Annotated in this window: 23 protein-coding genes; 13 read left to right on the top strand and 10 right to left on the bottom strand. The window is 68.4% G+C overall.

Features of this window, described 5'->3' with window-relative positions:
* Nucleotides 1–193 precede the first annotated feature (193 nt).
* The 3 genes from FS845_RS14505 to FS845_RS14495 form a co-directional block, all read right to left on the bottom strand.
* Nucleotides 194–1,006 carry an enoyl-CoA hydratase-related protein gene (locus tag FS845_RS14505; protein WP_144636491.1) on the bottom strand — a complete coding sequence of 271 codons (813 nt, stop codon included), beginning with the start codon at nt 1,004–1,006 and terminating at the stop codon, nt 194–196.
* 64 nt (nt 1,007–1,070) lie between these two features.
* On the bottom strand, nt 1,071–2,183 hold the full coding sequence (locus tag FS845_RS14500; protein WP_144636489.1) for an acyl-CoA dehydrogenase family protein: 1,113 nt from the start codon (nt 2,181–2,183) through the stop codon (nt 1,071–1,073).
* Nucleotides 2,184–2,194: 11 nt separating this feature from the next.
* Nucleotides 2,195–3,385: an acyl-CoA dehydrogenase family protein gene (locus tag FS845_RS14495; RefSeq protein WP_144636487.1), complete on the bottom strand. Its 1,191-nt coding sequence runs from the start codon at nt 3,383–3,385 to the stop codon at nt 2,195–2,197.
* A gap of 217 nt (nt 3,386–3,602) precedes the next feature.
* Here FS845_RS14495 and FS845_RS14490 point away from each other — a divergent pair, with 217 nt between their 5' ends.
* Genes FS845_RS14490 through FS845_RS14480 form a run of 3 tightly spaced genes read left to right on the top strand, consistent with a single transcriptional unit; the run spans nt 3,603 to nt 7,201 of the window.
* Nucleotides 3,603–5,180 carry a class I adenylate-forming enzyme family protein gene (locus tag FS845_RS14490; RefSeq protein ID WP_144636485.1) on the top strand — a complete coding sequence of 526 codons (1,578 nt, stop codon included), beginning with the start codon at nt 3,603–3,605 and terminating at the stop codon, nt 5,178–5,180.
* A 50-nt stretch (nt 5,181–5,230) separates the two neighbouring features.
* Nucleotides 5,231–6,214: a tripartite tricarboxylate transporter substrate binding protein gene (locus tag FS845_RS14485; RefSeq protein ID WP_186332289.1), complete on the top strand. Its 984-nt coding sequence runs from the start codon at nt 5,231–5,233 to the stop codon at nt 6,212–6,214.
* 18 nt (nt 6,215–6,232) lie between these two features.
* Entirely contained in the window at nt 6,233–7,201 is a 969-nt protein-coding gene (locus FS845_RS14480; protein ID WP_144636481.1) for an NAD(P)H-dependent flavin oxidoreductase, read from the top strand.
* A 124-nt stretch (nt 7,202–7,325) separates the two neighbouring features.
* Here FS845_RS14480 and FS845_RS14475 read toward each other — a convergent pair whose 3' ends face one another.
* Together FS845_RS14475 and FS845_RS14470 are read right to left on the bottom strand one after the other, a co-directional pair.
* A complete protein-coding gene (locus tag FS845_RS14475; protein WP_144636479.1) occupies nt 7,326–8,312 on the bottom strand; it encodes a Bug family tripartite tricarboxylate transporter substrate binding protein in 987 nt (328 codons plus the stop codon).
* Between the two features lie 137 nt (nt 8,313–8,449).
* Nucleotides 8,450–9,346, bottom strand: coding sequence for a LysR family transcriptional regulator (locus FS845_RS14470; protein WP_144636477.1), 897 nt, complete (start codon nt 9,344–9,346; stop codon nt 8,450–8,452).
* A gap of 158 nt (nt 9,347–9,504) precedes the next feature.
* On the opposite strand from FS845_RS14470, the gene FS845_RS14465 reads away from it, so the two are divergent.
* From FS845_RS14465 to FS845_RS14420, 10 genes are all read left to right on the top strand, one after another.
* Entirely contained in the window at nt 9,505–10,419 is a 915-nt protein-coding gene (locus FS845_RS14465; RefSeq protein WP_144636475.1) for an SDR family NAD(P)-dependent oxidoreductase, read from the top strand.
* A gap of 13 nt (nt 10,420–10,432) precedes the next feature.
* On the top strand, nt 10,433–11,290 hold the full coding sequence (locus FS845_RS14460) for a MaoC/PaaZ C-terminal domain-containing protein (protein ID WP_144636473.1): 858 nt from the start codon (nt 10,433–10,435) through the stop codon (nt 11,288–11,290).
* Nucleotides 11,287–12,504, top strand: coding sequence for a CaiB/BaiF CoA transferase family protein (locus FS845_RS14455; RefSeq protein WP_144636471.1), 1,218 nt, complete (start codon nt 11,287–11,289; stop codon nt 12,502–12,504). Before FS845_RS14460 ends, FS845_RS14455 begins: the two co-directional genes overlap by 4 nt.
* Before the next feature lie 88 nt (nt 12,505–12,592).
* Nucleotides 12,593–13,717 carry an ABC transporter substrate-binding protein gene (locus tag FS845_RS14450; RefSeq protein WP_144636469.1) on the top strand — a complete coding sequence of 375 codons (1,125 nt, stop codon included), beginning with the start codon at nt 12,593–12,595 and terminating at the stop codon, nt 13,715–13,717.
* Nucleotides 13,718–13,730: 13 nt separating this feature from the next.
* Nucleotides 13,731–14,603, top strand: a complete 873-nt coding sequence (locus tag FS845_RS14445) for a branched-chain amino acid ABC transporter permease (protein ID WP_144636467.1) — start codon at nt 13,731–13,733, stop codon at nt 14,601–14,603.
* A gap of 30 nt (nt 14,604–14,633) precedes the next feature.
* Nucleotides 14,634–15,518, top strand: a complete 885-nt coding sequence (locus tag FS845_RS14440; RefSeq protein WP_144636465.1) for a branched-chain amino acid ABC transporter permease — start codon at nt 14,634–14,636, stop codon at nt 15,516–15,518.
* Nucleotides 15,519–15,538: 20 nt separating this feature from the next.
* On the top strand, nt 15,539–16,315 hold the full coding sequence (locus FS845_RS14435) for an ABC transporter ATP-binding protein (protein WP_186332288.1): 777 nt from the start codon (nt 15,539–15,541) through the stop codon (nt 16,313–16,315).
* Nucleotides 16,312–17,202, top strand: a complete 891-nt coding sequence (locus tag FS845_RS14430; RefSeq protein ID WP_144636461.1) for an ABC transporter ATP-binding protein — start codon at nt 16,312–16,314, stop codon at nt 17,200–17,202. The genes FS845_RS14435 and FS845_RS14430 overlap by 4 nt, the downstream gene beginning before the upstream one ends.
* Nucleotides 17,202–18,845, top strand: coding sequence for an AMP-binding protein (locus tag FS845_RS14425; protein WP_144636459.1), 1,644 nt, complete (start codon nt 17,202–17,204; stop codon nt 18,843–18,845). Before FS845_RS14430 ends, FS845_RS14425 begins: the two co-directional genes overlap by 1 nt.
* 9 nt (nt 18,846–18,854) lie before the next feature.
* Nucleotides 18,855–19,358 (top strand): MaoC/PaaZ C-terminal domain-containing protein, encoded by a 504-nt coding sequence (locus FS845_RS14420; protein WP_313960321.1) that lies wholly within the window; start codon nt 18,855–18,857, stop codon nt 19,356–19,358.
* A 78-nt stretch (nt 19,359–19,436) separates the two neighbouring features.
* Here FS845_RS14420 and FS845_RS14415 read toward each other — a convergent pair whose 3' ends face one another.
* The 5 genes from FS845_RS14415 to FS845_RS14395 all read right to left on the bottom strand — a co-directional run bounded on the left by FS845_RS14415 (nt 19,437) and on the right by FS845_RS14395 (nt 23,878).
* The gene (locus FS845_RS14415) at nt 19,437–20,426 is read right to left on the bottom strand and encodes a tripartite tricarboxylate transporter substrate binding protein (protein WP_144636457.1); all 990 of its coding nucleotides are present in this window, start codon (nt 20,424–20,426) and stop codon (nt 19,437–19,439) included.
* A gap of 96 nt (nt 20,427–20,522) precedes the next feature.
* Entirely contained in the window at nt 20,523–21,224 is a 702-nt protein-coding gene (locus FS845_RS14410; RefSeq protein ID WP_144636455.1) for a 3-oxoacid CoA-transferase subunit B, read from the bottom strand.
* 1 nt (nt 21,225) lies between these two features.
* Complete coding sequence (locus FS845_RS14405) at nt 21,226–21,891, bottom strand: 3-oxoacid CoA-transferase subunit A (RefSeq protein ID WP_144636453.1); 666 nt, start codon at nt 21,889–21,891, stop codon at nt 21,226–21,228.
* A complete protein-coding gene (locus tag FS845_RS14400) occupies nt 21,888–22,856 on the bottom strand; it encodes a Bug family tripartite tricarboxylate transporter substrate binding protein (protein WP_144636451.1) in 969 nt (322 codons plus the stop codon). Before FS845_RS14400 ends, FS845_RS14405 begins: the two co-directional genes overlap by 4 nt.
* A 134-nt stretch (nt 22,857–22,990) precedes the next feature.
* Nucleotides 22,991–23,878 carry a LysR family transcriptional regulator gene (locus FS845_RS14395; protein ID WP_186332287.1) on the bottom strand — a complete coding sequence of 296 codons (888 nt, stop codon included), beginning with the start codon at nt 23,876–23,878 and terminating at the stop codon, nt 22,991–22,993.
* Nucleotides 23,879–23,895 lie beyond the last annotated feature (17 nt).

Raw genomic sequence — 23,895 nt, 5'->3', positions numbered from 1 at the left:
TCATCCTATTCTTGACGCCGGCCGTGCCCGAGCGTCCCAGAAGCGCAGGATGCAGCACCCTGCGGGCGTTGGGAATTCGTTTTTGCTCAAGGTGGGGTTTTAGAGGCCGAAATCTCGGGGCCGCAGCAAGGCGCCGCGCCCCTTCCCCAGCCAGCAGAGCCGGTGGGAAACGGCTCCCCCATGACCGTCGGCGTCACCGTCCCTTGAATTCGGGTGGGCGTTTCTGCGCGAAGGCATGCATGCCTTCCAGGTAGTCGTCCGTATGGCCCAACTCGCGTTGCAGGCGGGCCTCGAGCTCGAAGTGTTGCTCCAGCGTGTTGGCGCCGGCGGCGTGCAGCGCCTGCTTGGCCGCGCCATAGGCCCGCGTGGGACCGGCCGCCAGCGTGGCATGGATCTCGGCCAGGGTGTCCTCGCGCGCATCGTCGGGCACCACCTTCCAGATCAGGCCCCAGGCCTGCGCCTGGCGCGCGGACAGCGGCTCGCCGAACAGCGTCATTCCCAGCGCGCGTCCCGTGCCCACCAGGCGCGGCAGGAACCAGGTGCCCCCTGCGTCGGGTATCAGGCCGATCTTGCTGAAGGCCTGCACGAAGCGCGCGGACTCGATGGCATAGACCACGTCGCAGGCCAGCACCAGGCTGGCGCCCGCACCGGCGGCCACGCCGTTCATCAGGCAGACCACCGGCACGGGCAAGGCGCGCAGGCGCATGACCAGCGGCCGGTAGTACTTCAGCAGCGCCAGGCTGAGATCGCGGCGCGTGCCGTCCTCGGCAGGCTTGCGCTCTCCCAGGTCCTGCCCGGCGCAGAAGCCTCGCCCCGCCCCGGTCAGGATCAGGCCGCGCAGGCCGTCATGGCCTTCGAGCACGTCCAGCGCGCGCGCCAGTTCCTGGTGCATCACTTCGGTGAAGCTGTTCATCCTGTCGGGCCGGTTCAGCACGATCCTGCCCACTCCCTGCTCCAGCGTGAATTCGATCTGCGTGTAGGCCGCCGCCTGTGTGGCTTCGCTCATTGCTGTCCCTTGGTACTGCCTCGTTTGATCACTTGGACTTGGGTGCCGGGGCGGCCCGGCGGGCTCATGGCAACTCCGCCAGCACCGCCAGTTGCTCGGCGCTGTCGCCCAGCAGCAGGTCGACCATGGTCAGGCGCTTGAAGTAGTCGCCGACTTCGAGCTCGTCGGTCATGCCCATGCCCCCGTGCAACTGGACGGCGAGCTGGCTGACGAGTCGGGCGGTACGCGCGGCCTCGAGCTTGGCGCTGGCCAGCATGCGGCGCCGCTGCACGGCATCGGGTTCGCTGAGCGCCGCCACGGCCACGTAGGCCATGGAAAGCGCCAGTTCGCGCGCCACCAGCATTTCAGCCGTGCGGTGCTGCAGCGCCTGGAAGGAAACCAGCGGCTGGCCGAACTGCTTGCGTGTCTTGAGATACTCGACGGTGATTTCCAACAGGCGTTCCATCGCGCCGGCCGCATGCGCGCACAATGCCGCCGAACCCCAATCGATGGCATTGGCCAGCGCCGCGGTGGCGGCCTCGCCCTGCACCAGCAGGGCATCGTGAGGCAGGCGCGCGTGGTCCAGGTCCAGGCGCGCGCAGCGCGCGCCATCCAGTGTGGGCGTGTCCGCGACGCGCACGCCTTCGGTATGGGCGGGCATGGCGAACAAGGCCGGCTGGCCGGACTGGTCGCGCGCGCTGACCAGCCAATGCGTGGCCGCGGCGCCATGCCAGACCAGGTGCTTGGCGCCGTCCAGCCGCCAACCCTCCGCGCCGCGCGTGGCACGGCAGTCGCGGGGATCGGCGTCATAGCGCCGGCCGGGCTCCTGCCAGGCCACGCTGACGATGCGTTCGCCACTGGCAATGCCCGGCAGCCAGCGCGCCCGCACCGCGTCGCGGCAGGCGTCGATCAGGGCGGCGGCCATGACGGCGCTGGGGATGACGGGTTCGGATACCAGCCCACGGCCCAGTTCGAGATGGACCGGCAGCAGGCTGGCCGGCACTTCGCCGAAGCCACCGTGCTCCTGCGCGATGGTCAACCCCAGCACGCCCAGTTCGGCCAGAGCGTTCCAGGCTTGCGGATCGAGCGTGCTCGCGTCCTGCCGCGCGCGGCGGGCCGGAAAAGTCCAGGCCTGTCCGACCAGGCGGCGCAGGCTGTCGGCCAGCATGCGTTGTTCTTCGGTATAGAGAAAATCCATCGCGTTCCCCCTTACAGCCCCAACACCATGCGGGCGATGATGCCCTTCTGCACCTCGGTCGTGCCGCCATAGATGGAGGTCTTGCGCATGTCGGCGTACCCCGCCCCGGCGGCGGCGGCCATGTCGGGCCCCGGCCCGTGGTAGTCCGCCTCGGCCAGCATCCATTCGGGGTCGTAGGGCCATGCATCGGGGCCCGCCACTTCCATCTGCAGCATGGCCAGGTCCTGCTGGATCTCGGATCCACGGATCTTCAGCACCGAGGCCTCGGGACCGGGCACACCGCCCGTGTCCGACGCCACCCGCAGCAGCAGCATCTCCAGCGCCATGATGTCCACCTCGATACGCGTGATGCGGTCGCGGAAACGGGTGTCCTGCAGCAGCGGCCGCCCGTGCACCTGCGTGCGCGCGGCCATGTCCTTCAGGATGCCCAGCTCGCGATGACAATGCCCCAGGCCCGCGATGCCGGTGCGTTCGTGCCCCAGCAGGTATTTGGCGTAGGTCCAGCCCTGGTTCTCTGCGCCGACCAGGTTGGCCACGGGCACGCGCACGTTCTCCAGCCAGACCTCGTTCACGTCGTGGCCGCCGTCCAGCGTGCGAATGGGCCGCACGGTGACGCCGGGCGCATGCATGTCCAGCAGCAGCATCGAGATGCCGCGCTGCGCACGCGCCTCGGGGTCGGTGCGCACCAGGCAGAACATGCGGTCGGCGTACTGCGCCAGCGTGGTCCAGGTCTTCTGGCCGTTGACCACGTAGCAGTCGCCGTCGCGTTCGGCGCGCGTGCTCAGCGAGGCCAGGTCGGAGCCCGATCCCGGCTCGGAATAGCCCTGGCACCACCAGTCCTGCACGCGGATGATGCGCGGCAGCAGTTCCGCCTGTTGCGCGGCGCTGCCGTACTTCATCAGCACGGGGCCGATCATGCCGAGACCGAAGGGCAGCAGTCGTGGCGCGCCGGCCTTGAAGCATTCGACCTCGAAGATGAGCCGCTGCATGGGGCTCCAGCCCGTGCCGCCATGCTCGACCGGCCAGTTGGGCGCGCCCCACCCCTGGTCGGCCAGCACGTTGTGCCAGCGCACGTAGTCGTCCCGCTCCAGCCGCCGATGCTTCAGCACCTTGTTGCGGATGTCGGCGGGCAGCTTGTCGGCGGCGAAGGCGCGCACCGCTTCGCGGAAGCGACGCTCTTGCGGCGTCCAGTTCAGATCCATGGTCACCTCCTTTACCAGTATCTAGCCACGACCCCCGCATGGCGGGCAATCTGCCTGTGCCGAGGTCGGCCTTCCACGTAGATAAAGGGCGGGCCGGCCTCTACAGGCCCGCAGAAGCCCTGCTTCAGCAATGAAGAATGGCCGAACCGAGGATGCTTTCGCCACACTGGACACACTCCGAATCCCGGCCGTGCAGCCACCACTCGACATCCCGTCCATGCAGCAAGCGCAAGACACCCGCATCCACGACGTGCTGGCCCGACAGGCTGGCCGGCAGCCCGACGCCGCCTGCCTGCACGAGGAAGGCGGCGGCATCGTCACCTACGGCCAGCTGTGGCGGCAGGTGCAGCGGGCGGCGCAGTGGCTGGCCGCCCAGGGCGTGCAGCCGGGCCATCGCGTACTCGTGGTGGGCGAGAATTGCCTGCCCATGATCATGTCGCTGTTCGCGTGCGGCATCGTCGGGGCCTGGCCGGTGGGCGTCAACGCTCGGCTGTCCGCGCGCGAGATCGGCGTCATCCGCGCGCACGCGCGGCCCGCGCTGTCGCTCTACACCAGCGGCATCTCCGGCCCGGCGCAGGGCCACGCGGACGACGCCGGCGCCAGCGGCGCCGACCCCGAGGTCTGGGGGCCGGGGGTGCGCGTAGCCCTGGCCGATGGCCCCACCGAACCCGAAACAGGCGCGCTGGCCGCCGAGGTGGCCACCGTCATCTACACCTCGGGCACCACCGGCGCCCCCAAGGGCGTGATGGTGCCGCATCGCGGGCTGCTGCATTTCGCGGGCGTCTCGGCCGCATCGCGCAGGCTGCAGCCCGGCGACATCGGGTACGCCGCGCTGCCCATGTCGCACATCTTCGGCATCGCCACGGTGCTGATGGCATCGCTGCATGCCGGCGCCAGCCTGGTGCTGCGCAGCCGCTTCGATCCGGCCGACGCGTTCCGGGCCCTGGCCGAGCCGGGCGTCAGCATCCTCCAGGGCGTGCCCACCATGTTCAGCCGCATGCTGGCCACCGCCCCGCCGCGCGGCGTCCTGCGTGCGCCCGCGCTGCGCTACGTCTACACCGGCGGCGCCGCGCTGGATCCCACGCTCAAGCGCGATGCCGAACGCTACTTCGGCCTGCCCATGCACCACGGCTACGGCATCACCGAGTATGCAGGCTCAATGTTCATCACCGACATCGACCATCCGCGCACGGACGTGGGTGTGGGGCAGGCCGTCGAGGGCGTCCAGATGCGCCTGGGGCGCCCCGATACGCTCCCACCCGCGCAGGATGACCGCGGCGCCATCCAGCGCGGCGCTATCCAGCGCGTCGCTATCCAGCGCGTCGCTATCCAGCGCGGCACCATCTTCATCCGCGGCCCTGGTGTCATGCTGGGCTACTACCGCGATCCCGAACAGACCGCGCGTGCGCTCCTGCCCGGGGGCTGGCTCGACACCGGCGACATCGGCTACATCGATGCAGACGGCGCGCTGTTCATCGCGGGCCGCTCGAAAGACCTCATCATCCGCTCCGGCTTCAACGTATATCCCATCGAAGTTGAATCCGTCATCAATGCCTTCCCGGGCGTACGCCTGTCCGCCGTGGTCGGCCGGCCCGAAGCGGACGGCAACGAAGAGGTCGTCGCCTTCGTCGAGCCCCTGGCCAGCGCACGGGTCGACATCACGCGGCTGATGGAACACCTGCGCACCCAGCTGGCGCCCTACAAGCGGCCGGCACGCATCGTCCTCATCGAATCGATTCCCACCACCGTCAGCGGCAAGATCCTCAAGCAGCCGCTGAAAGAAAGGCTGGCGTAGGCCCGTGGCCCTGCGGGGTTCGTTCCGCGACCGGCTCGACAACAGGAGACATGAGCGTGAACATCAAGACCTTCATCACCGCCGCGCTGGCCGCGTCGACGTTGGCGGCCGCCTGGGGCGCCAGTGCGCAACCGGCCTATCCCGATCGACCGATCCGCCTGCTGGTCGGCTATGCCCCAGGGGGCCCCGTCGACACCACCGCGCGCGTCTTCGCCAAGTACCTGGGCGACAAGCTGGGCCAGACCGTGGTGGTGGAGAACCGCGCTGGCGCCAGCGGCATGATCGCGTCCGATGCCACCGCCAAGGCCACGCCTGACGGCTATCTGCTGGGCTTCGCGGCCAGCCCCACGTTGACCATGTCGCCGCTGGTCCAGCGCAGCACGCTGTTCGACCCGCGCAAGGACTTCTCGCTGGTCGGGCTGGTGGTCGACTACACCAACGTGCTGGTGCTGGGGCCGCAGGTGCCCGCCAGGTCGGTAAACGAGCTGGTCGACTACGCGCGCAAGCATCCGGACGGCGTATCGTTCGGGTCCGCCGGCGTGGGCGCGTCGAACCACCTGTCCGCGGAGCTGCTCAAGAAGCAGGCCGGCGTGCCCATGCTGCACGTGCCCTATCGGGGCAATTCGCCGGCCATGATGGACGTGGTCAGCGGCAAGATCACTTTCATGTTCGACATCACCAGCACGGCCATCCCGTTCATCAAGAGCGGCAAGGCACGCGCGCTGGCCGTCACGTCCAGGACCCGCAATCCGGAACTGCCCGACGTGCCCACCATGATCGAGGCGGGCCTGAAAGACTACGAGGTCGTAGGCTGGTATGCGCTGGTGGGGCCGCGCGCCCTGCCGAAGGATGTGCAATCCCGGCTGACCCGGGCTTTGAAGGAGGTGTCGCGCGACCCGGCCTTCCGCAAGGCCATGACCGAAGGCGGCTACACCATCAACGATGGCGACTCGAAGGCGCTGCAAGCCCGCATCGACAAGGAATATGCGCTGTGGGCCGACGTCGTCACCAGCGCCAACATCCAGGCGAACTGACCCTGCACGGAGACAGCCATGCGCGCGCCGACTACTCTGCTTGCCCCGACACGGCTGCCGGTCATCGGCGCGCCGATGTTCCTGGTTTCCGGACCCGACCTGGTCGTGGCCCAATGCGCGGCCGGCGTCGTCGGCACGTTTCCATCGCTGAACGCGCGCCCGCAAGAGCAACTGCACCAGTGGCTCGGCCGCATCGAGGACGGACTGGCGGCCGCCCGCCAGGCACGGCCCGGCGTGCCGGTCGCGCCGTATGGCGTCAACCTGGTCGTGCATCCCACCAACCCGCGCTGGCAGGGCGATCTGGCCATCTGCGCGGAACGCCGGGTGCCGTTGATCGTGACCTCGCTGCATGCCCCCGACGAGGTCGTGAAACGCATGAAGGACCACGGCGGCGTCGTCTTCCATGACGTCACCAACGTGAAGCATGCCAAGCGCGCGCTGGCCGCGGGAGTCGACGGATTGGTCCTGGTGGCCGCGGGCGCGGGAGGTCACGCGGGGCAGTTGAACCCCATCGCACTGGTCAACGAGATACGCGCGTTCTACGACGGGCCGCTGGCCCTGTCGGGCTGTATCAGCCACGGCAAGGACATCCTGGCCGCGCAGGCCCTGGGCTGCGACTATGCCTACATGGGCACGCGCTTCATCGCCACGGAAGAATCACTGGCCAGCGACGGCTATCGCGAGATGGTGCTGCAGTCGCAGGCGGCCGACGTGGTGTATACGCCCTACTTCTCAGGCGTGCCCGCGAATTACCTGTCGAACAGCGTGCGCGCGGCCGGACTCGATCCGGCATTGCTGCCCGCCGGCGGGCGCGCCGCGTCTCCCAACCTGGACAGCACATCGCGCGCCAAGGCGTGGAAAGACATCTGGAGCGCCGGCCAGGGCGTGGGGGCTGCGCAAGAGCTGCTGTCCGTCGACATGCTGGTGGAACAGCTGGAGCAGGAGTATCGCCAGGCACGGGATGCATTGCTGGCACGCGCCGCTTGACCGAGGCACTACCACCGATCGCGCGGCTACGACGATTGCGCTGCCATCGCCACCATCGAGCGCGAAGACACCAGGCAGGCCACGGCGATTACGCGCCACGCGCAATCATCGCCGCGCCGTTTCGTCAGTCGAGCTTGATGTTGGCCTTGCGGATGACAGCCCGCCACTTGGCGATTTCGTTGTTCACGAACTCGCCGAACTCGGCGGGCGTGCCGGGCTTGGGTTCGGCGCCCGCCGCCAGCATGCTCTTGGCCGTATCGGGGTTGGACAGCACCTTCACCATATCCTGGTTCAGCCTGGCGATGACGTCTTTCGGCACGCCCTTGGGCGCCATGACGCCGCTCCAGGAATAGGCCTCGTAGCCCGGCAGGCCCGATTCCGAAATGGTCGGCACGTCTGGAACCAGGGCGGAGCGCTCGGGATTGCCCACGCCCAATGCGCGCACCTTGCCCGTCTTCAGATGGGGCACGGCGGACGGGCCGTCGGCGAACATCACCTGCACCTGTCCGCCCAGCAAGTCCTGCATGGCCGGCGCGCTGCCGCGATACGGAATGTGCTGGATCTTCACCCCCGCCATGCTGTTGAACAGTTCGCCGGCCAGGTGGGTGCCGCCGCCGGTTCCGGACGAGCCGAACGACAGCGCACCTGGATTCGCCTTGGCGTATGCGATGAGTTCGCCGACGCTGTTGACCGGCAGCTTGGGATGCACCACCAGCACGATGGGGAACACGGCAGCCATGCCGACGGGCTCGAAGTCCTTGACGATGTCATAGCTGAGGTTATCGCGCAGGCTGGGCAGCACTGCGTGGTGGATGGACGCGAACAGGAAGCTGTAGCCGTCGGGCTCGGCCTTGGCCACGTACTGTGCGCCCACGATGCCGCCGGCGCCCGAGCGGTTGTCGACCACCGTGGGTTGCGACCAGATCTGACCCAGCGGCTGCGTGGTGAAACGTGCCGTGGTGTCCACCGGCCCGCCCGGCGGAAAGGGCACGATGAAGTTGACCGCGTGCGTGGGCCAGGCGCCTGCGGCGCGTGCCCATGCGGGAACCAGGGCGGCGGCGCATGCTGCGCCCAGCACCGCGGTTGCGCGGCGGCGTTGCAGGTCTATCACGGCATGTCTCCTGTGCTTGTCGTGCTTTTTTTATTATTTGCCCGAGCGTCGCAACTTGCCGATACACATTTGCGAAAGCCCCCCTTCCGCGCGGAACGCGAGCGGCGCGCTCGCCTCGCGATGGGGCCGTGGCGGGATCAGCCCGCCGCGGCGCGCTGCACGTGCTCGATGAAGCACTCGGCGAAACGCGGCAGGTCGCGACCGCGCTGGCGGCACAGCAGGCGGTCGCGCATCGCCCATGAATCCTCGAGGCGGATCACGCGAAGCTGGTCGGAGCGGCTGTAGCGCGCGGCGCAGGCGCGAGGCACCACGGCGATGCCGGCGCCCGCCTCCACCATGCGGCACACGGCCTCGAAGCTGCCCACGTGCACGCGCTGGCAGATACGCTTGCCCAGGCCGCTGGCGATGTCTTCCAGGAAGGTCTGGATGGCGCTGTTGGGATGGATGCCGACGAACTGGTAGGTGTCCAGCAGGTCGAGGAACTGCACGGTGTCCTGGCCGGCAAGCGGATGGTCCAGCGCCGTGACCACGGTGAGCTCGTCGCGGAACAGCGGCGTCACGTCCAGGCCGCTGACGTCGATGTTGCCCGCCACCAGGCCCAGGTCGGCTGCGCCCGCACGCACCGCGATCACGATGTCGCCCGAGATCTTTTCCTCCAGTTCCACGTCCACGTCAGGGTTTTCCGCAAGGAACGTCGACAGCGCATCGGCCAGGAAGGAATTGGTGGCCGTGGTGTTGGCCAGCAGGCGCAGCTTGCCCTTCAGGCCCGAGGCATACGGCTGCAGGTCGGCGTTCAGGCACTCCAGTTGGCGAAAGACGGCATTGGCGTGCTTGAGCAGCACCTCGCCCACCGGCGTGAGCGCCACGCCCGTGGCCATGCGCACCAGCAACCGGGCCTTGAAGGCCTCTTCCATGTGCTTGATGCGTGCGCTGGCCGCGGGCAGAGAAAGGAAGGTGCGCTCGGCGGCGCGGGTCAGGTTCAGCGTCTCCCCCACATTCAGGAAAAGACGCAGATCAGTTAAATCATGTCTCATGTTCCACCACGCAGAAGGGGGGCATTTCTAATTTTGAATACTGCTCTAGGGCCCTTGAAATCTACCATGGTGGTCATTCGCAGGCCATACGGCCCTGCGACCGATCCATCACTCTGCGCGCATGCAGCCCTGTGTGCGACGCAGCATAGGAGACACGAATGAGCGGCATGGTTGCGGGCAAGGTAGTGGTGGTCACGGGCGCGGGCGGCGGCATCGGCCGCGGCGTAGCGCTGGCCATGGCCCAGGCGGGTGCGAAGGTGGTGGTCAACGACATCGGCGTCTCGCTCACGGGCGAAGGCGGCGCGAGCGGCCCCGCGCAAGCCGTGGTGCAGGAGATCATCGCCGCGGGCGGCCAGGCCGTCGCCAGCACCGACAGCGTCGCCTCGTACGAAAGCGCCAACGCCGTCATCCGCACCGCGGTGGACGCGTTCGGCCGCATCGACGCCGTGGTCAACAACGCCGGCAACCTGCGCGACCGCGTCTTCCACAAGATGAGCGAGGAAGAATGGCGCCAGGTGCTGGACGTGCACCTGAACGGCACGTTCTACATGAGCCGCGCGGCCGCCTCGCATTTCCGCGAACAGGAGTCCGGCGCGCTGGTGCACATGACGTCCACGTCGGGCCTCATCGGCAATTTCGGCCAGGCCAATTACTCTGCCGCCAAGCTCGGCATCGTCGCGCTCTCCAAGTCCATCGCGCTGGACATGGCCCGCTACAACGTGCGCTCCAACTGCATCGCGCCCTTCGCCTGGAGCCGCATGACCAGCTCCATCCCTGCCGAGACCGACGCCGAGAAGGCCCGCGTCGAGAAGCTGAAGAAAATGGAAGCCAACAAGGTCGCGCCCCTGGCCGTGTACCTGGTCAGCGACCAGGCCAATGCCGTCACCGCGCAGATCTTCGCGGTGCGCGCCAACGAGATCATGCTGATGAGCCAACCCCGTCCGCTGCGCACGGTGCACTACAGCGAAGGCTGGACGCCCGAGCTCATCGGAGAGATCGCCATCCCCGCCATGCGCAAGCATTTCTACGCGCTGGAGCGATCGCCCGACGTCATCGACTGGGATCCCATCTGATGAGGAGCCGCGCATGACGCTCGACTACCAGACCGTGAAATCGTGGCACTTCGACGACGTCGTCCAGCGCTACGACGCCAAGGACACCATGCTGTACGCGCTGGGTATCGGCCTGGGGTACGACCCCATGGACGAACGCCAGTTGCGCTACGTGTACGAAGATCGGCTCCAGGCCTTTCCCACGATGAGCGTGGTACTGGGCTATCCCGGGTTCTGGATGCGCGACCCGCGCGTCGGCATAGACTGGGTGCGCCTGGTGCACGGAGAGCAGCGCCTGGCCATGCATGCGCCGCTGCCGCCATCCGGCACGGTGGTGGGCAAGACACGCGTCACGCACGTGGTCGACAAAGGCGCCGACCGCGGCGCCATCGTCGTCTCCGAGCGCACGCTGCACGACGAACGCGGCAAGCTGCTGGCCACGCTGCAGCAAAGCACCTTCTGCCGCGGCGACGGCGGTTTCGGCCAAGGCGATGCCCCGCCCGAGGCGCTGCCTGCCACGCCCGAGGGCAAGCCCGACCGCAGCTGCACGCTGCAGGTGGCGCCCAACGCGGCGCTGCTGTATCGCCTGAACGCCGATCCCAATCCCCTGCACGTCGACCCCCAGGTCGCGTGCAAGGCGGGCTTTCCACGCCCCATCCTGCACGGCCTGTGTACTTATGGCGTGGCGGCCCATGCCATCGTGCGCGCCTGGTGCGACTATGACGCCAACCGCCTGACGGGCTTGAACGCGCGTTTCTCGTCGCCGGTATTCCCCGGCGAGACGCTGCAATGCGACATGTGGGACTCGGGCGGGCGCATCCAATACCTGGTGCGCGCCGTCGAACGCAACATCGTGGTCATCAGCCACGGCATCGCCACGGTCTCGGCATGACGCGCCCCGCCCCGCTGGACGGCATCCGCGTGCTGGACTTGTCGCGCATCCTGGCAGGCCCGTGGTGCACGCAGAACCTGGCCGACCTGGGCGCCGACGTCATCAAGATCGAGCGGCCCGGCGTGGGCGACGACACGCGCGGCTGGGGCCCGCCCTACCTGAAGGACGGCCAGGGCCAGGACACGCACGAGGCGGCCTATTACCTCAGCGCCAACCGCAACAAGCGGTCGGTCGAGGCCGACATGGCCACGTCCGACGGCGCCGCGCTGATCCGCGAGTTGGCGACCGTCAGCGACATCCTGGTCGAGAACTTCAAGGTGGGCGGCCTGGCCAGGTACGGCCTGGACTACGCCAGCCTGCGCGAGATCAACCCGCGCCTGATCTACTGCTCCATCACCGGCTTCGGGCAGGACGGCCCGTGGGCCAGCCGTCCGGGCTACGACTTCATGATCCAGGGCATGGGCGGCCTGATGAGCATCACCGGCGAGCGCGACGACCTGCCCGGCGGCGGTCCGCAGAAGGCCGGCGTGGCCGTCACCGACATCGTCACCGGCATGTACGCCACGGTGGCCATCCTGGCCGCGCTGCAGGAGCGCCATCGCAGCGGCCTGGGACAGCAGCTGGACATCGCGCTGCTGGACTGCCACGTGGCGATGCTGGCCAACCAGAATTCCAACTATTTCACCTCGGGCGTCGCACCCGTACGCGCGGGCAACGCCCACCAGAACGTGGTGCCCTACCAGGTATTCGCCGCGGCCGACGGCCATCTCATCGTGGCCACCGGCAACGACGCGCAATACCGCGCCTACTGCACCGCCATCGGCGCGCCGGAGCTGGGCAACGATCCCCGCTACGCCAGCAACCGCCTGCGCGTCACGAACCGCGAGGAACTGGTCGCGCAGCTGTCGGACATCATGCGGTCGGGCAAGCGCGACGACTGGATCGCCAGGCTCGAGGCCGTGGGCGTGCCGTGCGGCCCCATCAACGACATCGCCCAGGCCTTCGCGCATCCGCAGGCGCAGGCGCGCCAGCTGCGCCGCGACATGCCGCATCCGCAGGGCGGCATGGCGCCGGTCACGGCCAGCCCTCTGCGCTTCTCGGCCTCGCCCGTCGCCTACCGCATGCCGCCGCCCCTCCTGGGCCAGCACACCGAGGAAGTGCTGCGCGAAGTGCTGGGCAAGACCCTGCCGGCCAGTGCACCGGCCACGGGCTGAGGAAAGTTTTCCCCGCAGCATCCACCGACGCCGCCCGGAAGGCGGCACGCGCAGCAAGAACGACACCATAAAAGGACGGAGACAAACCATGAAGCGACTGCTTGCCCTGCTGGCCGCATGCCAGGGGATCGCCATGAGCCTGCCGGCCACGGCGGCCGACATCGCCATCGGGGGCCTGTTCCCCATGAGCGGCTCCAACGCCGAGTACGGCCAGACCTTCAGTTCGGGCGCCGACCTGGCCGTGCGCCACATCAACGAGGACAAGATGCTTTCCGGCAAGCTGTCCATCGTCTACGAAGACAGCCAGGCCCTGCCGATGCAGGGCGTGATCGGCATGAACAAGCTGGCCAACGTCACCAAGGTGCCGTTCGTGCTCAGCGCCTTCACAGGGGTCTCCAAGGCCATCGCGCCGGTCGGCACCCGCGCCAGGATCGTCATGGTCAACGGCGGCGGCGTGGGCCCCGACCTGGCCGAACTGGGCGACTACTTCTGGAACACCATCGCGCTGGCCAACGACGAGGTGCGCGCCGCCATTCCCTATCTGGCGCAGAAGCGCAACCTGAAGCGCTACGCACTGATCTACGTCGACGACCCCCTGGGCCAGTCGATCCTGAAGGAACTGGGCGGCGCGCTGAAGGGCGTGGGCGGCGAACTGGCCGGCAGCTTCTCGGTGCCGGCCACCGCGCAGCAGTTCTCGGGCATCGCCGCGCGCGTGCGCGACCTGAAGCCCGAGGCGGTCTACATCGCCTCGTACGGCAGCCAACAAGGGCAGATCATCAAGCAGCTGCGCGACAACGGCGTGTCGCAACAGGTCGTCAGTTACTCGGCCTTCGCCATCCCGTCCACGCAGGCCCTGCCCGAAGCCCGCGGCGCGATCTTCTCCAGCCAGAAGGTGGACTGGGACAAGCAGGACCCCATCACACACCGCATGCGCGACGACTACAAGAAGCTCAACGGCGGCAAGGAGCCCAACTCCTACGTCGTCAACTACTACAACGCCGTGCGCACCTTCGGCATCCTGGCTTCGGCCCTGGAGAAGGCCGGCAAGCCCGTCACCGGCGAGAACCTGCTGGCCCAGCGCAAGGCCACGCCCTCGTTCGAATTCGTCGGCGCCACGGTGTCCTTCGCCGCCAACGGCACGGTGAAGGCGCCCATGCAACTGAACGAGATCGTCGAGAACGGGGCCAAGCCCATCGCCGATATCGAGAACTGAGTCCCGGGCCATCATGCTGTTCGCGCAACTGCTCGCCAACGGCATACAGACCGGCGCCCTGTATGCCCTGATCGCCGCCGGGTTCTCGCTGATCTTCGGCACGACCCGCGTCTTCCACGTGGCGCACGGCGCCACCTTCACCCTGGCCGGCTTCGTGTTCTACGAACTCAACGCCGTGCTGGGCTGGCCGTGGCCGGCCGCGGCGGCCCTGGCCGCCATGGCGGCGGCGCTGTTCGGCGTGCTGGTCGACCGCTGCGTGTATGCCGTCATCCAGCGCCACGAAGGCGCGTTCTTCACCATGTTCGTCGCATCGTTCGGACTGGCCATCGTGGTGCAGAACCTGATCGCGATCGGCTTCGGCCGGGGACTGGTCACCGTGCCGTCGCCGCTGAGCAAGAGCGTCGAAGTGGCCGGCGGGCTGTACATCGCGCCCATGGCCGCGGTGGCGGTGGGCTGCGCGCTGCTGGCCTTCGGCGTGGTGCACTGGCTGCTGACGCACACCAACCTGGGCCTGGCGATGCGCGCGCTGGGCGAGAATGCGGCGCTGGTGCGAGCCTACGGCCTGACGCCGCGGCGGCTGTCCCAATACGTCTTCCTGATCGGCTCGCTGCTTGCCGTGCCGGCCGCCATCCTCACGGCCGCCACGTCGGGGCTCAGCCCCGCCATGGGACACCACGTCATGCTGATCAGCATCGCGGCCACCATCGTGGGCGGCGTGGGCAGCCTGCGCGGCGCGGCGCTGGCCGGGCTGCTGCTGGGCCTGGCCGAGAACCTGTCGCTGGCCTGGATCGATCCGCAATGGAGCGAGGCCGTCACCTTCGTGCTGCTGTTCCTGTTCATCCTGTTCCGTCCCAGCGGCCTGTTCGGCCGCACGGTGGCCTCGTAGGCCCGCCGGCCGCAACACTGGAAAACCGACATGCTGGCCTACCTGCAAAACATCGCCATCCTCTTCTGCGTGAACGCCATGCTGGCCGTCACGCTTAACTTCATCATGGGCTACGCGGGCATCTTCTCGCTGGCCCATGCCATCTTCTTCGGCGTCGGCGCCTACACGGCCGCCAACGTCGCCATGCACTTCACGGATTCGCTGTGGATCTGCGTGGCCGTGGCCATCCTGGTGTCGGCGCTGCTGTCCATGGCGCTGGCATTGCCCGCGCTGCGCGTGCGCGGCGAGTACTTCGTCGCGGCTTCGCTGGGCCTGCAGGTCATCGGCGTCACCATCTTCTCCGAATGGAAAGGCGTAACCGGCGGCCTGGGCGGACTGGTCGGCATTCCGCCACCCACGGTCTTCGGCCACGCGCTGGCCACGCCGGCCGAATTTCTCGCGCTGGCCGTGGGCGGACTGATCCTGGTGCTGCTGGTCACCACCGCGCTGTTGCGCGGCAGCTTCGGACGCAGCCTGATGGCCATCCGCGACAGCGAGTCCGCCGCGCAGGCGGCCGGCAAGTGGGTCGCGGCCATCAAGGCGCTGTCGGTAGCGGTGTCGGCGGGGCTGGCCGCGGTGGCGGGCAGCATCTATGCGTTCTACATGAGCTTCGTCAACATCGAGGGCTTCATGCTGGAGACCTCGATCCTGTTGATGGCCATGGTGATCATCGGCGGCACGGGTACGGTGCTCGGTCCCATCCTGGGTGCGGCGCTGCTGATGGCGCTGCCGGCCGCGCTGACCTACCTGCCCTTCCTGCCGCCGCAGGAGCTGGGCACGCTGCAGCAGATCATCTATGGCGCCGTCATGGTGCTGCTGATGATGTACCGGCCCGGCGGGCTGGTGGGCGGCCGCAAGCTGGGGGCCGCCAAATGAACGCGGGAACGAACGCTGCAATGGACGCGTCCGCCGTCCTGCAACGGCCCGTACAGGCCCCCGCGCACGATGGCGAGGTGCTGCTGCGCATCAGCCATCTCAGCAAGAACTTCGGCGGCCTGCAAGCCATCAGCGACGTCTCGCTGGACCTGCCCGCCGGCCAGATCACCACGCTGGTCGGCCCCAACGGCGCCGGCAAGACCACGTTGTTCAACATGGTGACGGGCCACCTCACGCCCAGCAGCGGCGACATCCTGTGGCAGGGCAAGCCGCTGGCCGGCCAGGCGCCCTGGCAGATCGCCCGGCGCGGCGTGGGCCGCACCTTCCAGGACCTGCGACTGTTCAGCCAGATGAGCGTGCTGGAGAACGTCACCACCGTGATCGAGCGCGGCAGCTGGCTGTGGCAGCGGCGCGCCGACCGTGCCCGCATCGAGGCCGTGCTGAACGAGGCCGGCCTGTGGGACAAGCGCCACGAACGCGCCGCCGACCTGGCCTATGCCGAGCGCAAGTTCCTCAGCCTGGCGCGCGTCATGGCGGGCGACGCCACACTATGGCTGCTGGACGAACCCGCCTCGGGCCTGGACCCGCGCTCATTCGCGCGCTTCATCGCGCTGCTGCGCGACTACGCGCAGCGCGGCGTCACCATCTGCGTCATCGAGCACAACCTCGACCTGGTGAACCAGCTGTCCGACCGCCTGGCTTTCCTGGACCAGGGCCGCCTGCTGGCCTGCGGCGATCCGCAGCAGATCCTGCGGGACCCCAAGCTGGCCGCCATCTATTTCGGAGAGCGCTCATGAACCCGCCCGGCATCGACACGTCACGCGCGTCCCAGGCAATCGGCGCCTCGTCCAGCGCAACCATCTCGCAAGATCGGCCCGCGCAAGGCGCAGACGCGCGTGGTCGGCCCCTTCCTGGCGGCGACGCGCTGGAACAGCCCACGCCGCACTGGCCGGACGGTCATCTTGCATCCAGCGCCATTCCCATCCTGGAAGCGCGCCAGCTCCAGGTCGGCTATGGCGGCCGGCCCGTGCTGGACGGCCTGGACGTGCGGCTGCTGCCCAACGAAGTGCTGTGCCTCATCGGCCACAACGGCGCGGGCAAGTCCACCTTGCTGAAGGCGCTGTTCGGCCTGGTCGCCCCTTCGGGGGGCAGCGTGCTGCTGGACGGCCAGCCGCAGCAGCGCTGCGAGCCGCGCCGTCTGACCGCCGCCGGCATCTCGCTGGTGCCCGAGGGCCGGGGCATCTTTCCCGGGCTGACCGTCGCCGAGACCATGCGGCTGGGCCTGTGGTCGGCCGGCGTGCCCAAGGCCGACCATGCACAACGGCTGGAATGGGTGATGCAGGTGCTGCCCGCGCTGCGCAAGTTCTATGGCCAGCGCGCCGGCACGCTGTCGGGCGGACAGCAGCAGATGGTGTCGCTGGGCCGGGCGTTGCTCAGCCAGCCGCGCTGCCTGCTGCTGGACGAGCCGTCGATCGGTCTGGCGCCCAAGCTGTTCCAGGACCTGATGGCGCCCATCCGCGACCTGCAGCAATCGCGCGGCATGTCGATCCTGATCGTCGAACAGAACGTGCGCGAGGCGCTGAAGATCGCCGACCGCGTCATCGTCATGAAGTCCGGCGCGATCATCAAGAGCGGCCTGCCCGACGAGTTCTCCAGCAACGCGAGCCTGATGGAGCTGTACTGATGTCCTCGCAGCCGATACGCCTGGCGCAGCTGTATGCGCCTGCCCTGCAACGCCATCCCGATGCCATGGCCCTGTCCGACGAGGCTGGACCGCTGAGCTGGCGCGAATTCGACCGCCTGTGCCGGCGCACCGCCGGCTGGCTGGCGGCGCAGGGCGTGAAGCGCGGCGACAGGGTGGCGGTGTGGCTGCCCAATCGCCGCGAATGGCTGGCCCTGCTGTTCGGCCTGGCGCGTCTGGGCGCCACGCTGGTGTCCATCAACGTGCGGTATCGCAGCGCCGAACTGCAATACATCCTGGGCCGCTCGGAAGCGCGCATGCTGATCATGCAGCCCTCGTTTCGCAAGCTCGACTTTCCCGCGGTGCTGTCGGACATCGACCCTGCGTCGCTGCCCGCCCTGCAGACCATCGTGCTGGTCGATGGCGACGACACGGCGCCCTCCCTGATGCCGAGCCGCGCCACGTTGGCCTACGCACCCGAAACCGCGCAGGAACATGTCGACGACGCCGCCGAAGACCCGAACCTTCCCGTCATCCTGTTCACCACCTCGGGCACCACCAAGGGGCCGAAGCTGGTGATGCACAGCGCGACCACCCTGTCGGCGCACACGCGCCAGGTGGCGCCGGGCTTCGGCCTGACCGGGCCCGACGCGCGCCTGCTGGCCGCCCTGCCCCTGTGCGGTGTGTTCGGCCTGAACAGCGTGCTGGGCGCGCTGCACGCCGGCGCGCCCATCGTGATGATGGACCTGTTCGATGCCGGCCGCGCCGCGCGGCTGTTGCGCGACGAACGCATCACGCACATGTACGGCAGCGACGAGATGCTGCGGCGCATCGCCGCCGAGGTCGACGGCGAGGACGTGCGCCCCTTCCCGCACATACGCGTGTTCGGCTTCGCCGCCTTCCATCCCGGCTCGGTCGAACTGGCCGCGCGGCTGGAAAAGCGGGGCTTTCCCATGTCGGGTCTGTATGGGTCCAGCGAGGTGCAGGCGCTGTTCGCCATCCAGGACTCCACCCTGCCCGTGGCCCAGCGCGCGCTGGGCGGCGGCCAGCCCGCCGCCGGCACGCAGGCGCACGTTCGCGTCCGCGACCAGCAGACCGGCGTGCTGTGCGAACCGGGCGGCCACGGCGAGATCGAGATCCGCGCGCCTGGCAACTTCATCGGCTACCTGGACAACCCCGAGGCCACGGCCGACGCGCTGACCACCGACGGCTACTTCCGCACGGGCGACATGGGCTACGTGCGCGGCGACGGCAGCTTCGTCTACCTGGCGCGCATCGGCGACGCCCTGCGGCTCGGCGGCTTCCTGGTCGACCCCGCGGAAATCGAATACGCGCTGACCTCGCAGCCTGGCGTGCATGACGCGCAGGTGGTCGGCATCACGCTGGATGGCCAGCCGCGCGCGGTCGCCTTCGTCATCGTAGAGACCGATGCAAAGACCGATTCCAGCGCCGATGCACGGCCCGACCGACAGGCCAACGCCCTGCTGGACACGCTGAAAGCCACGCTCGCCCCGTTCAAGGTGCCCGCGCGGCTATGGATCGTCGACGCCTTCCCGGTCACCTCCAGCGCCAACGGCGAGAAGATCCAGCGCAACCGCCTGCGCCAGATGGCCGAGGAACGCCTGCAACAGGAAACGCCGGCCTGACGCCCGGCGATGGACCACCTACCTACCGCGATGACTTCCCTGTACTACGAAGATTTCCAGATCGGCCAGACCTTCGAAAGCAGCGGCCGCACGCTGACCGAAGCCGACCTGACGATGTTCTCGATGATCTCCGGCGACTGGAATCCCATCCATGCCGACAGCGTGTATGCCGCCGACACGCGCTATGGCCAACGGCTGCTGCACGGCACGCTGGGCATCGCCCTGGCCACCGGCATGATGCACGAGCTCGGCATCTTCCATAAATCGGTGGTGGCCATGCTGTCGCTGAAGGAATGGAAGTTCGAAAAACCTATCTTCATCGGCGACACCTTGCATCTGGTGCTGGACATCATGGGCACCTCGCCCGGCAGCAGCCAGCGCGTCGGCGCCATCGACCGCCGCATGCGGATGGTGAACCAGAATGGCGAGGTGGTGCAGGACGGCCGCAGCGAAGTGCTGGTGCTGAAGAAGGCCGCATTGAAGGCCGCATCGCCGCCGGCGGCCTCGACCTGAACGGCGCACTCGCGGCTGCCGCAGGGATTGCCACATTGCCGGGCAGTTCTCGACGGAACTGCCCGGATACCCGCGCCATCAGTTGATCTGCGCGCCCGACGACTTCACCGCCTCGCTCCAGACCTTCAGCTCGCGGTCGATGTGCGCGCCGAACGCTTGCGGCGTCGAGCCCACGACCTCGTAGCCATAGCTGGCCAGCTGGTCCTTGATGTCGGGCTTCTTCGCGGCCGCGGCGATGTCGGCGCTGAGCTTCTGGATGATGTCCGGCGGGGTGCCGGCCGGCGCCAGCACGCCATACCAGCCGTTGACGACGAAGCCCGGCACCGTCTCGGCCACCGTGGGCGTGTCGGGCAACAGCGGCGAGCGCTTCTCGCCCGTCACCGCCAGGGCCTTCAGCTTGCCCGACTTCACTTGCGGCAGAGAGGTGGAGATGCTGTCGAACATCAGCGAGACCTCGCCGCCCAGCAGCGCCACCACGGCCGGTCCGCTGCCCTTGTAGGGCACGTGCATCATGTTGGTACCGGTGGTCTTCTTGAACATCTCGACGGCCAGGTGGCTGGTGTTGCCGTTGCCGGCCGAGGCGTAGCTGAGCTTGCCGGGGTTGGCGCGGGCGTACTCGATGAGTTCCTTCATGTTGTTGGCCGGCGTGGACAAAGGCGCCGCCACCAGCAGGGGCAGCGTGGCCACCAGCGACACCGGCTCGAAGTCCTTGCGCGTGTCGTAGGGCAATTGCTTGTACAGGCTGTCGTTGATGGCGTGCGCGGCCAGCACCATCAGCAACGTATAGCCGTCGGGCTTGGCGCGCGCCGTGTAGGCCGAGGCGATGGTGCCGCCCGCGCCCGCCTTGTATTCCACCACCACCGGCTGGCCCCACTTCTCTTGCAGGGCGGCCGACAATGGCCGCGCCAGGATGTCCGCGCTGCCGCCCGGCGGATAGGGTATGACCAGCGTGACAGGCTTGTCGGGAAACCCCGCCGCCCAGGCGGCCACGCCCGGAATGACCGTGGCCACCGCGCATACCGCGGCACGCGCCGCTGCGCGCGCCATCCTGCTCGTCGTCCTGTTCATCCTTGTCTCCAGTCCGTGCCGATGCCGGCATCTTGTGTAGGAAAAAACCGTGCGCAGACCTCATCAGGCATCGCGGCGATGCCTATTGCGCGCTGCCTATTCCAGATAAGCCACCCCATCCGTCCCGACGCACATCGTGCGCACCGACTCGGCGAACGCCAGCGGCGCGCCGGTGACCGACGCCAGGAAGTCGCGCGTGACGCCCTCGGCCATGGCCCGCGCCACCAGCCGGCCCTGCGGCAGCACGTCGATGATGGCCAGGTCGGTGTAGACGCAGGTGACCACGCCGGCCCCGGTGATGGGATAGGTGCAGCGGGGCAGGATCTTGGGCGCGCCGTTGCGGTCGCGGTGCTCCATCATCACCAGCACCCTCTTGGCGCCGACGGCCAGGTCCATGGCGCCGCCGACCGCGGGGATGGCATCCGCGGCATCCGTCTTCCAGTTGGCCAGGTCGCCGTTGGCGCCGACCTGGAACCCGCCCAGGATGGCGTAATCGAGGTGGCCGCCGCGCATCATGGCGAACGACACGGTGTGCTCGGTGATGGACGCACCCGACAGCAACGTGATGGGCTGGCGGCTGGCGTTGATGAGCATGGGATCGGCGTCTTCGGGGGCCGGCGCGGGGCCCATGCCCAGGATGCCGTTCTCGCTGTGCAGCACGATGTCCAGGTCGGCGGGAAGGTAGTCGCCCACCAGCGTGGGCATGCCGATGCCGAGGTTCACGTATGCACCGTCGGGAATCTCGCTGGCGACCACCTGCGCGATCTGCTGGCGGTTCAGGGGTTTGATGTCGGGCATGTCAGGCCTCCACGCGGACGACGGATTGCACGAAGATGCCTTGCGTCATGATGTGCTGCGGCTCCAGGCTGCCCAGCGGCACGATCTCTCGCACCTGCGCGATGGCATGCCGCGACGCCATGCACATCACCGGATTGAAGTTGCGGCCCGCCAGGTGGTACATGAGATTGCCCCAGCGGTCGCCCACGTCGGCGCGGATCAGCGCGAAGTCACCGCGCAGGGGCTGTTCGAGCACGTAGCCCACGCCGTCGATGACCTTCTGTTCCTTGCCCTCGGCCAGTTCCGTGCCGTAGCCGGTGGGCGTGTAGAACGGCCCCAGGCCCGCGCCGCCGGCGCGCAGGCGCTCGGCCAGCGTGCCCTGCGGCACGCATTCCAGCTGGACCTCGCCGGCGCGGAACGCGCGGGCGAAGGCCTCGGCGTTGGGCGGGCGCGGGTGCGAGCACACGATCTTGCGCACCAACTGCCTGTTCAGCAGTGCGGCGATGCCGCGGTCGAAGGTGCCGGCATTGTTGGACACGATGGTGAGGTCGCGCCGGCCCAGGTCGGCCAGCCCGTGCACCAGTTCGTACGGCACGCCGGCATCGCCGAAGCCGCCGATCAACACCGTGGCGCCATCCGGGATGACGGCCAGGGCCTCTTGAATGGAATGTTGGATCTTGTCGATCATTGCTGCGGTTCCACGCCTGACTTGGCCACGATGTCTTTCCAGCGGGCGCGCTCGCTGTCGACGAAGGCCGTGAATTCGGCGGACGACTCGCCGCCCGCCTGGCCGCCCAGCGCGCGGAAGCGCGTGATGACGTCCTGGCTTTTGAGTACCTCGCTGGCGGCGCGTTGCACGCGGTCGATCACGTCCTTGGGCGTGCCGGCGGGCGCCATCAGGCCGAACCATGCGGTGACCACCATGTCGGGCACGCCGGCCTCGGCCATGGTGGGTACATCGGGTAGCTCGGGCACGCGCTTGTCGCTGGTGACCGCCAGCGCGCGGAACTTGCCGCCCTGGATGGACGCCATGGAGCTGGGCAGGTTGTCGATCATGAAGGTGAACTGCTGGGCCATGAGCCCCGCCACCGCCGGGCCGGCGCCCTTGTACGGCACGTGCGTGGCCTGGATGCCGGCCCGCTGCTTGAACAGTTCGGCCGACATGTGCGGCGACTGGCCCGTGCCCGAGCTGCCGAAGGTGGCCGCCTTGGGATCCTTCTTCACGTAGGCGGTGAGTTCGGCCACGGTCTTGACGGGCGTGGCCTCGTGCACCACCAGGATGTTGGGCACCGAGATGACCGTGGTGATGGGCGCGAAGTCCTCGGGCTTGTACGGCAGCGACTTGTACAGCGAATAGTTGATGGCATTGGGCCCGATGTTGCCCATGATGAGGGTGTAGCCGTCGGGCCTGGACCGCGCCAGCGCCTGCGAGCCGATGATGCCGCCCGCCCCTGCCTTGTTCTCGACGATGACCTGCTGCCCCAGCTTCTGCGACAGCTTCTCGGAGATGATGCGCGCGGAGATGTCGGTGGTGCCGCCCGGTGCCGCGGGCACGATCAGGGTGATGGGTTTGTCGGGCCATGCGGCCCAGGCGGCCTGCGAGCCGGCCAGTGACAGCGCGCCGGCACACAGCCAGCGACGGAATTGCGCCATGGTATGTCTCCTTCGGCTTTCTAGTGATTGTGTGAAGGAGTGTAGGAAAGGCGGGCGAACCGGCCTATTCCTGAATCGTTAAGAGGGCGTTCGACTCAGGTGATCAGACCCGCCAACCCGGCCGACGGGTCGACTCAAACCTGTCCCCGCAGGATCTCCAGGAACGCCTCGATGGCCGGGTTGCGGTTGGCGGGATGCCGCGCGGCCAGCAGCTCGGCCTGCATCACGCCTGGGCCGCGTATGGCTACGTACGCCAGCGCGTCGTTGCGCATGCGCGCCAGCGAGGCCGGCACGACGGCCGCGCCGAAGCCCGCCTCGACCAGCGCCAGGATGGTGGGAATCATGCTTTCCTGCACGATGCGCGGCGGCTTGCCGGTGGACGCCAGCATGCGGTGCAGCACCTGGCTGAAATAGCGGGAGTGCACCCGCGAATAGCCGATCAGCTCCTGCTCGGCGACCTGCGCCAGCGTGACCGAGCGGCGCCGCGCCAGCGCATGGCCGTGGCGCACCGCCAGCACCATGGGTTCCTGGTGGATGGGCTCGGGCGCAAGATCGGCGTCCGCGAAGGGCGGGCGCAGCAGGGCCAGGTCCAGGCTGCGCCGATGCAGCGCGTCGGGCATCTCGCTGGAGTTCATCTCCTGCAGCGCCAGCGCGATGCCGGGATAGCGCCGGCTGAACGCAAACATGGCCTGCGGCACGCTGGTGTACGCGGCGCTGGGCGTCAGCCCGATGCTCAGCCGTCCCACCTCGCCCTTGCCCGCCTGTCGCACGGCCCGCACCGTGGCATCCGAGTCGGCCTGCATGCGTTGCACGCGCCGATACAGCTCGGCGCCGGCCGGCGTCAGGCGCACGGAACGCGTGGTCCGCTCCAGCAATTTCACTTCGAGCAGGGCCTCGAGCCGGCGCACGCTCTGGCTCAGCGGCGGCTGGCTCATGTGCAGGCGCAGCGCCGCGCGGCCGAAGTGCAGTTCTTCGGCCACCACCGCGAACACGTCGAGCAGCTTGCTGTCCAGTGACACCATTGTTTTCTTCAGCAAAT

It is taken from the genome of Bordetella genomosp. 13 (genome assembly GCF_007679965.1).
GTDB lineage: Bacteria > Pseudomonadota > Gammaproteobacteria > Burkholderiales > Burkholderiaceae_B > Bordetella.
The sequence above is the reverse complement of the archived record's forward strand: the minus strand, read 5'-3'. Positions and strand labels throughout refer to the sequence as shown.

Coding starts and splice junctions, on each gene's coding strand:
- FS845_RS14505 (WP_144636491.1), bottom strand. CDS start 1,006: ATGAGCGAAGCCACACAGGCGGCGGCCTACACGCAGATCGAATTCACG.
- FS845_RS14500 (WP_144636489.1), bottom strand. CDS start 2,183: ATGGATTTTCTCTATACCGAAGAACAACGCATGCTGGCCGACAGCCTG.
- FS845_RS14495 (WP_144636487.1), bottom strand. CDS start 3,385: ATGGATCTGAACTGGACGCCGCAAGAGCGTCGCTTCCGCGAAGCGGTG.
- FS845_RS14490 (WP_144636485.1), top strand. CDS start 3,603: ATGCAGCAAGCGCAAGACACCCGCATCCACGACGTGCTGGCCCGACAG.
- FS845_RS14485 (WP_186332289.1), top strand. CDS start 5,231: ATGAGCGTGAACATCAAGACCTTCATCACCGCCGCGCTGGCCGCGTCG.
- FS845_RS14480 (WP_144636481.1), top strand. CDS start 6,233: ATGCGCGCGCCGACTACTCTGCTTGCCCCGACACGGCTGCCGGTCATC.
- FS845_RS14470 (WP_144636477.1), bottom strand. CDS start 9,346: ATGAGACATGATTTAACTGATCTGCGTCTTTTCCTGAATGTGGGGGAG.
- FS845_RS14465 (WP_144636475.1), top strand. CDS start 9,505: ATGAGCGGCATGGTTGCGGGCAAGGTAGTGGTGGTCACGGGCGCGGGC.
- FS845_RS14460 (WP_144636473.1), top strand. CDS start 10,433: ATGACGCTCGACTACCAGACCGTGAAATCGTGGCACTTCGACGACGTC.
- FS845_RS14455 (WP_144636471.1), top strand. CDS start 11,287: ATGACGCGCCCCGCCCCGCTGGACGGCATCCGCGTGCTGGACTTGTCG.
- FS845_RS14450 (WP_144636469.1), top strand. CDS start 12,593: ATGAAGCGACTGCTTGCCCTGCTGGCCGCATGCCAGGGGATCGCCATG.
- FS845_RS14445 (WP_144636467.1), top strand. CDS start 13,731: ATGCTGTTCGCGCAACTGCTCGCCAACGGCATACAGACCGGCGCCCTG.
- FS845_RS14440 (WP_144636465.1), top strand. CDS start 14,634: ATGCTGGCCTACCTGCAAAACATCGCCATCCTCTTCTGCGTGAACGCC.
- FS845_RS14435 (WP_186332288.1), top strand. CDS start 15,539: ATGGACGCGTCCGCCGTCCTGCAACGGCCCGTACAGGCCCCCGCGCAC.
- FS845_RS14430 (WP_144636461.1), top strand. CDS start 16,312: ATGAACCCGCCCGGCATCGACACGTCACGCGCGTCCCAGGCAATCGGC.
- FS845_RS14425 (WP_144636459.1), top strand. CDS start 17,202: ATGTCCTCGCAGCCGATACGCCTGGCGCAGCTGTATGCGCCTGCCCTG.
- FS845_RS14420 (WP_313960321.1), top strand. CDS start 18,855: ATGGACCACCTACCTACCGCGATGACTTCCCTGTACTACGAAGATTTC.
- FS845_RS14415 (WP_144636457.1), bottom strand. CDS start 20,426: ATGAACAGGACGACGAGCAGGATGGCGCGCGCAGCGGCGCGTGCCGCG.
- FS845_RS14410 (WP_144636455.1), bottom strand. CDS start 21,224: ATGCCCGACATCAAACCCCTGAACCGCCAGCAGATCGCGCAGGTGGTC.
- FS845_RS14405 (WP_144636453.1), bottom strand. CDS start 21,891: ATGATCGACAAGATCCAACATTCCATTCAAGAGGCCCTGGCCGTCATC.
- FS845_RS14400 (WP_144636451.1), bottom strand. CDS start 22,856: ATGGCGCAATTCCGTCGCTGGCTGTGTGCCGGCGCGCTGTCACTGGCC.
- FS845_RS14395 (WP_186332287.1), bottom strand. CDS start 23,878: ATGGTGTCACTGGACAGCAAGCTGCTCGACGTGTTCGCGGTGGTGGCC.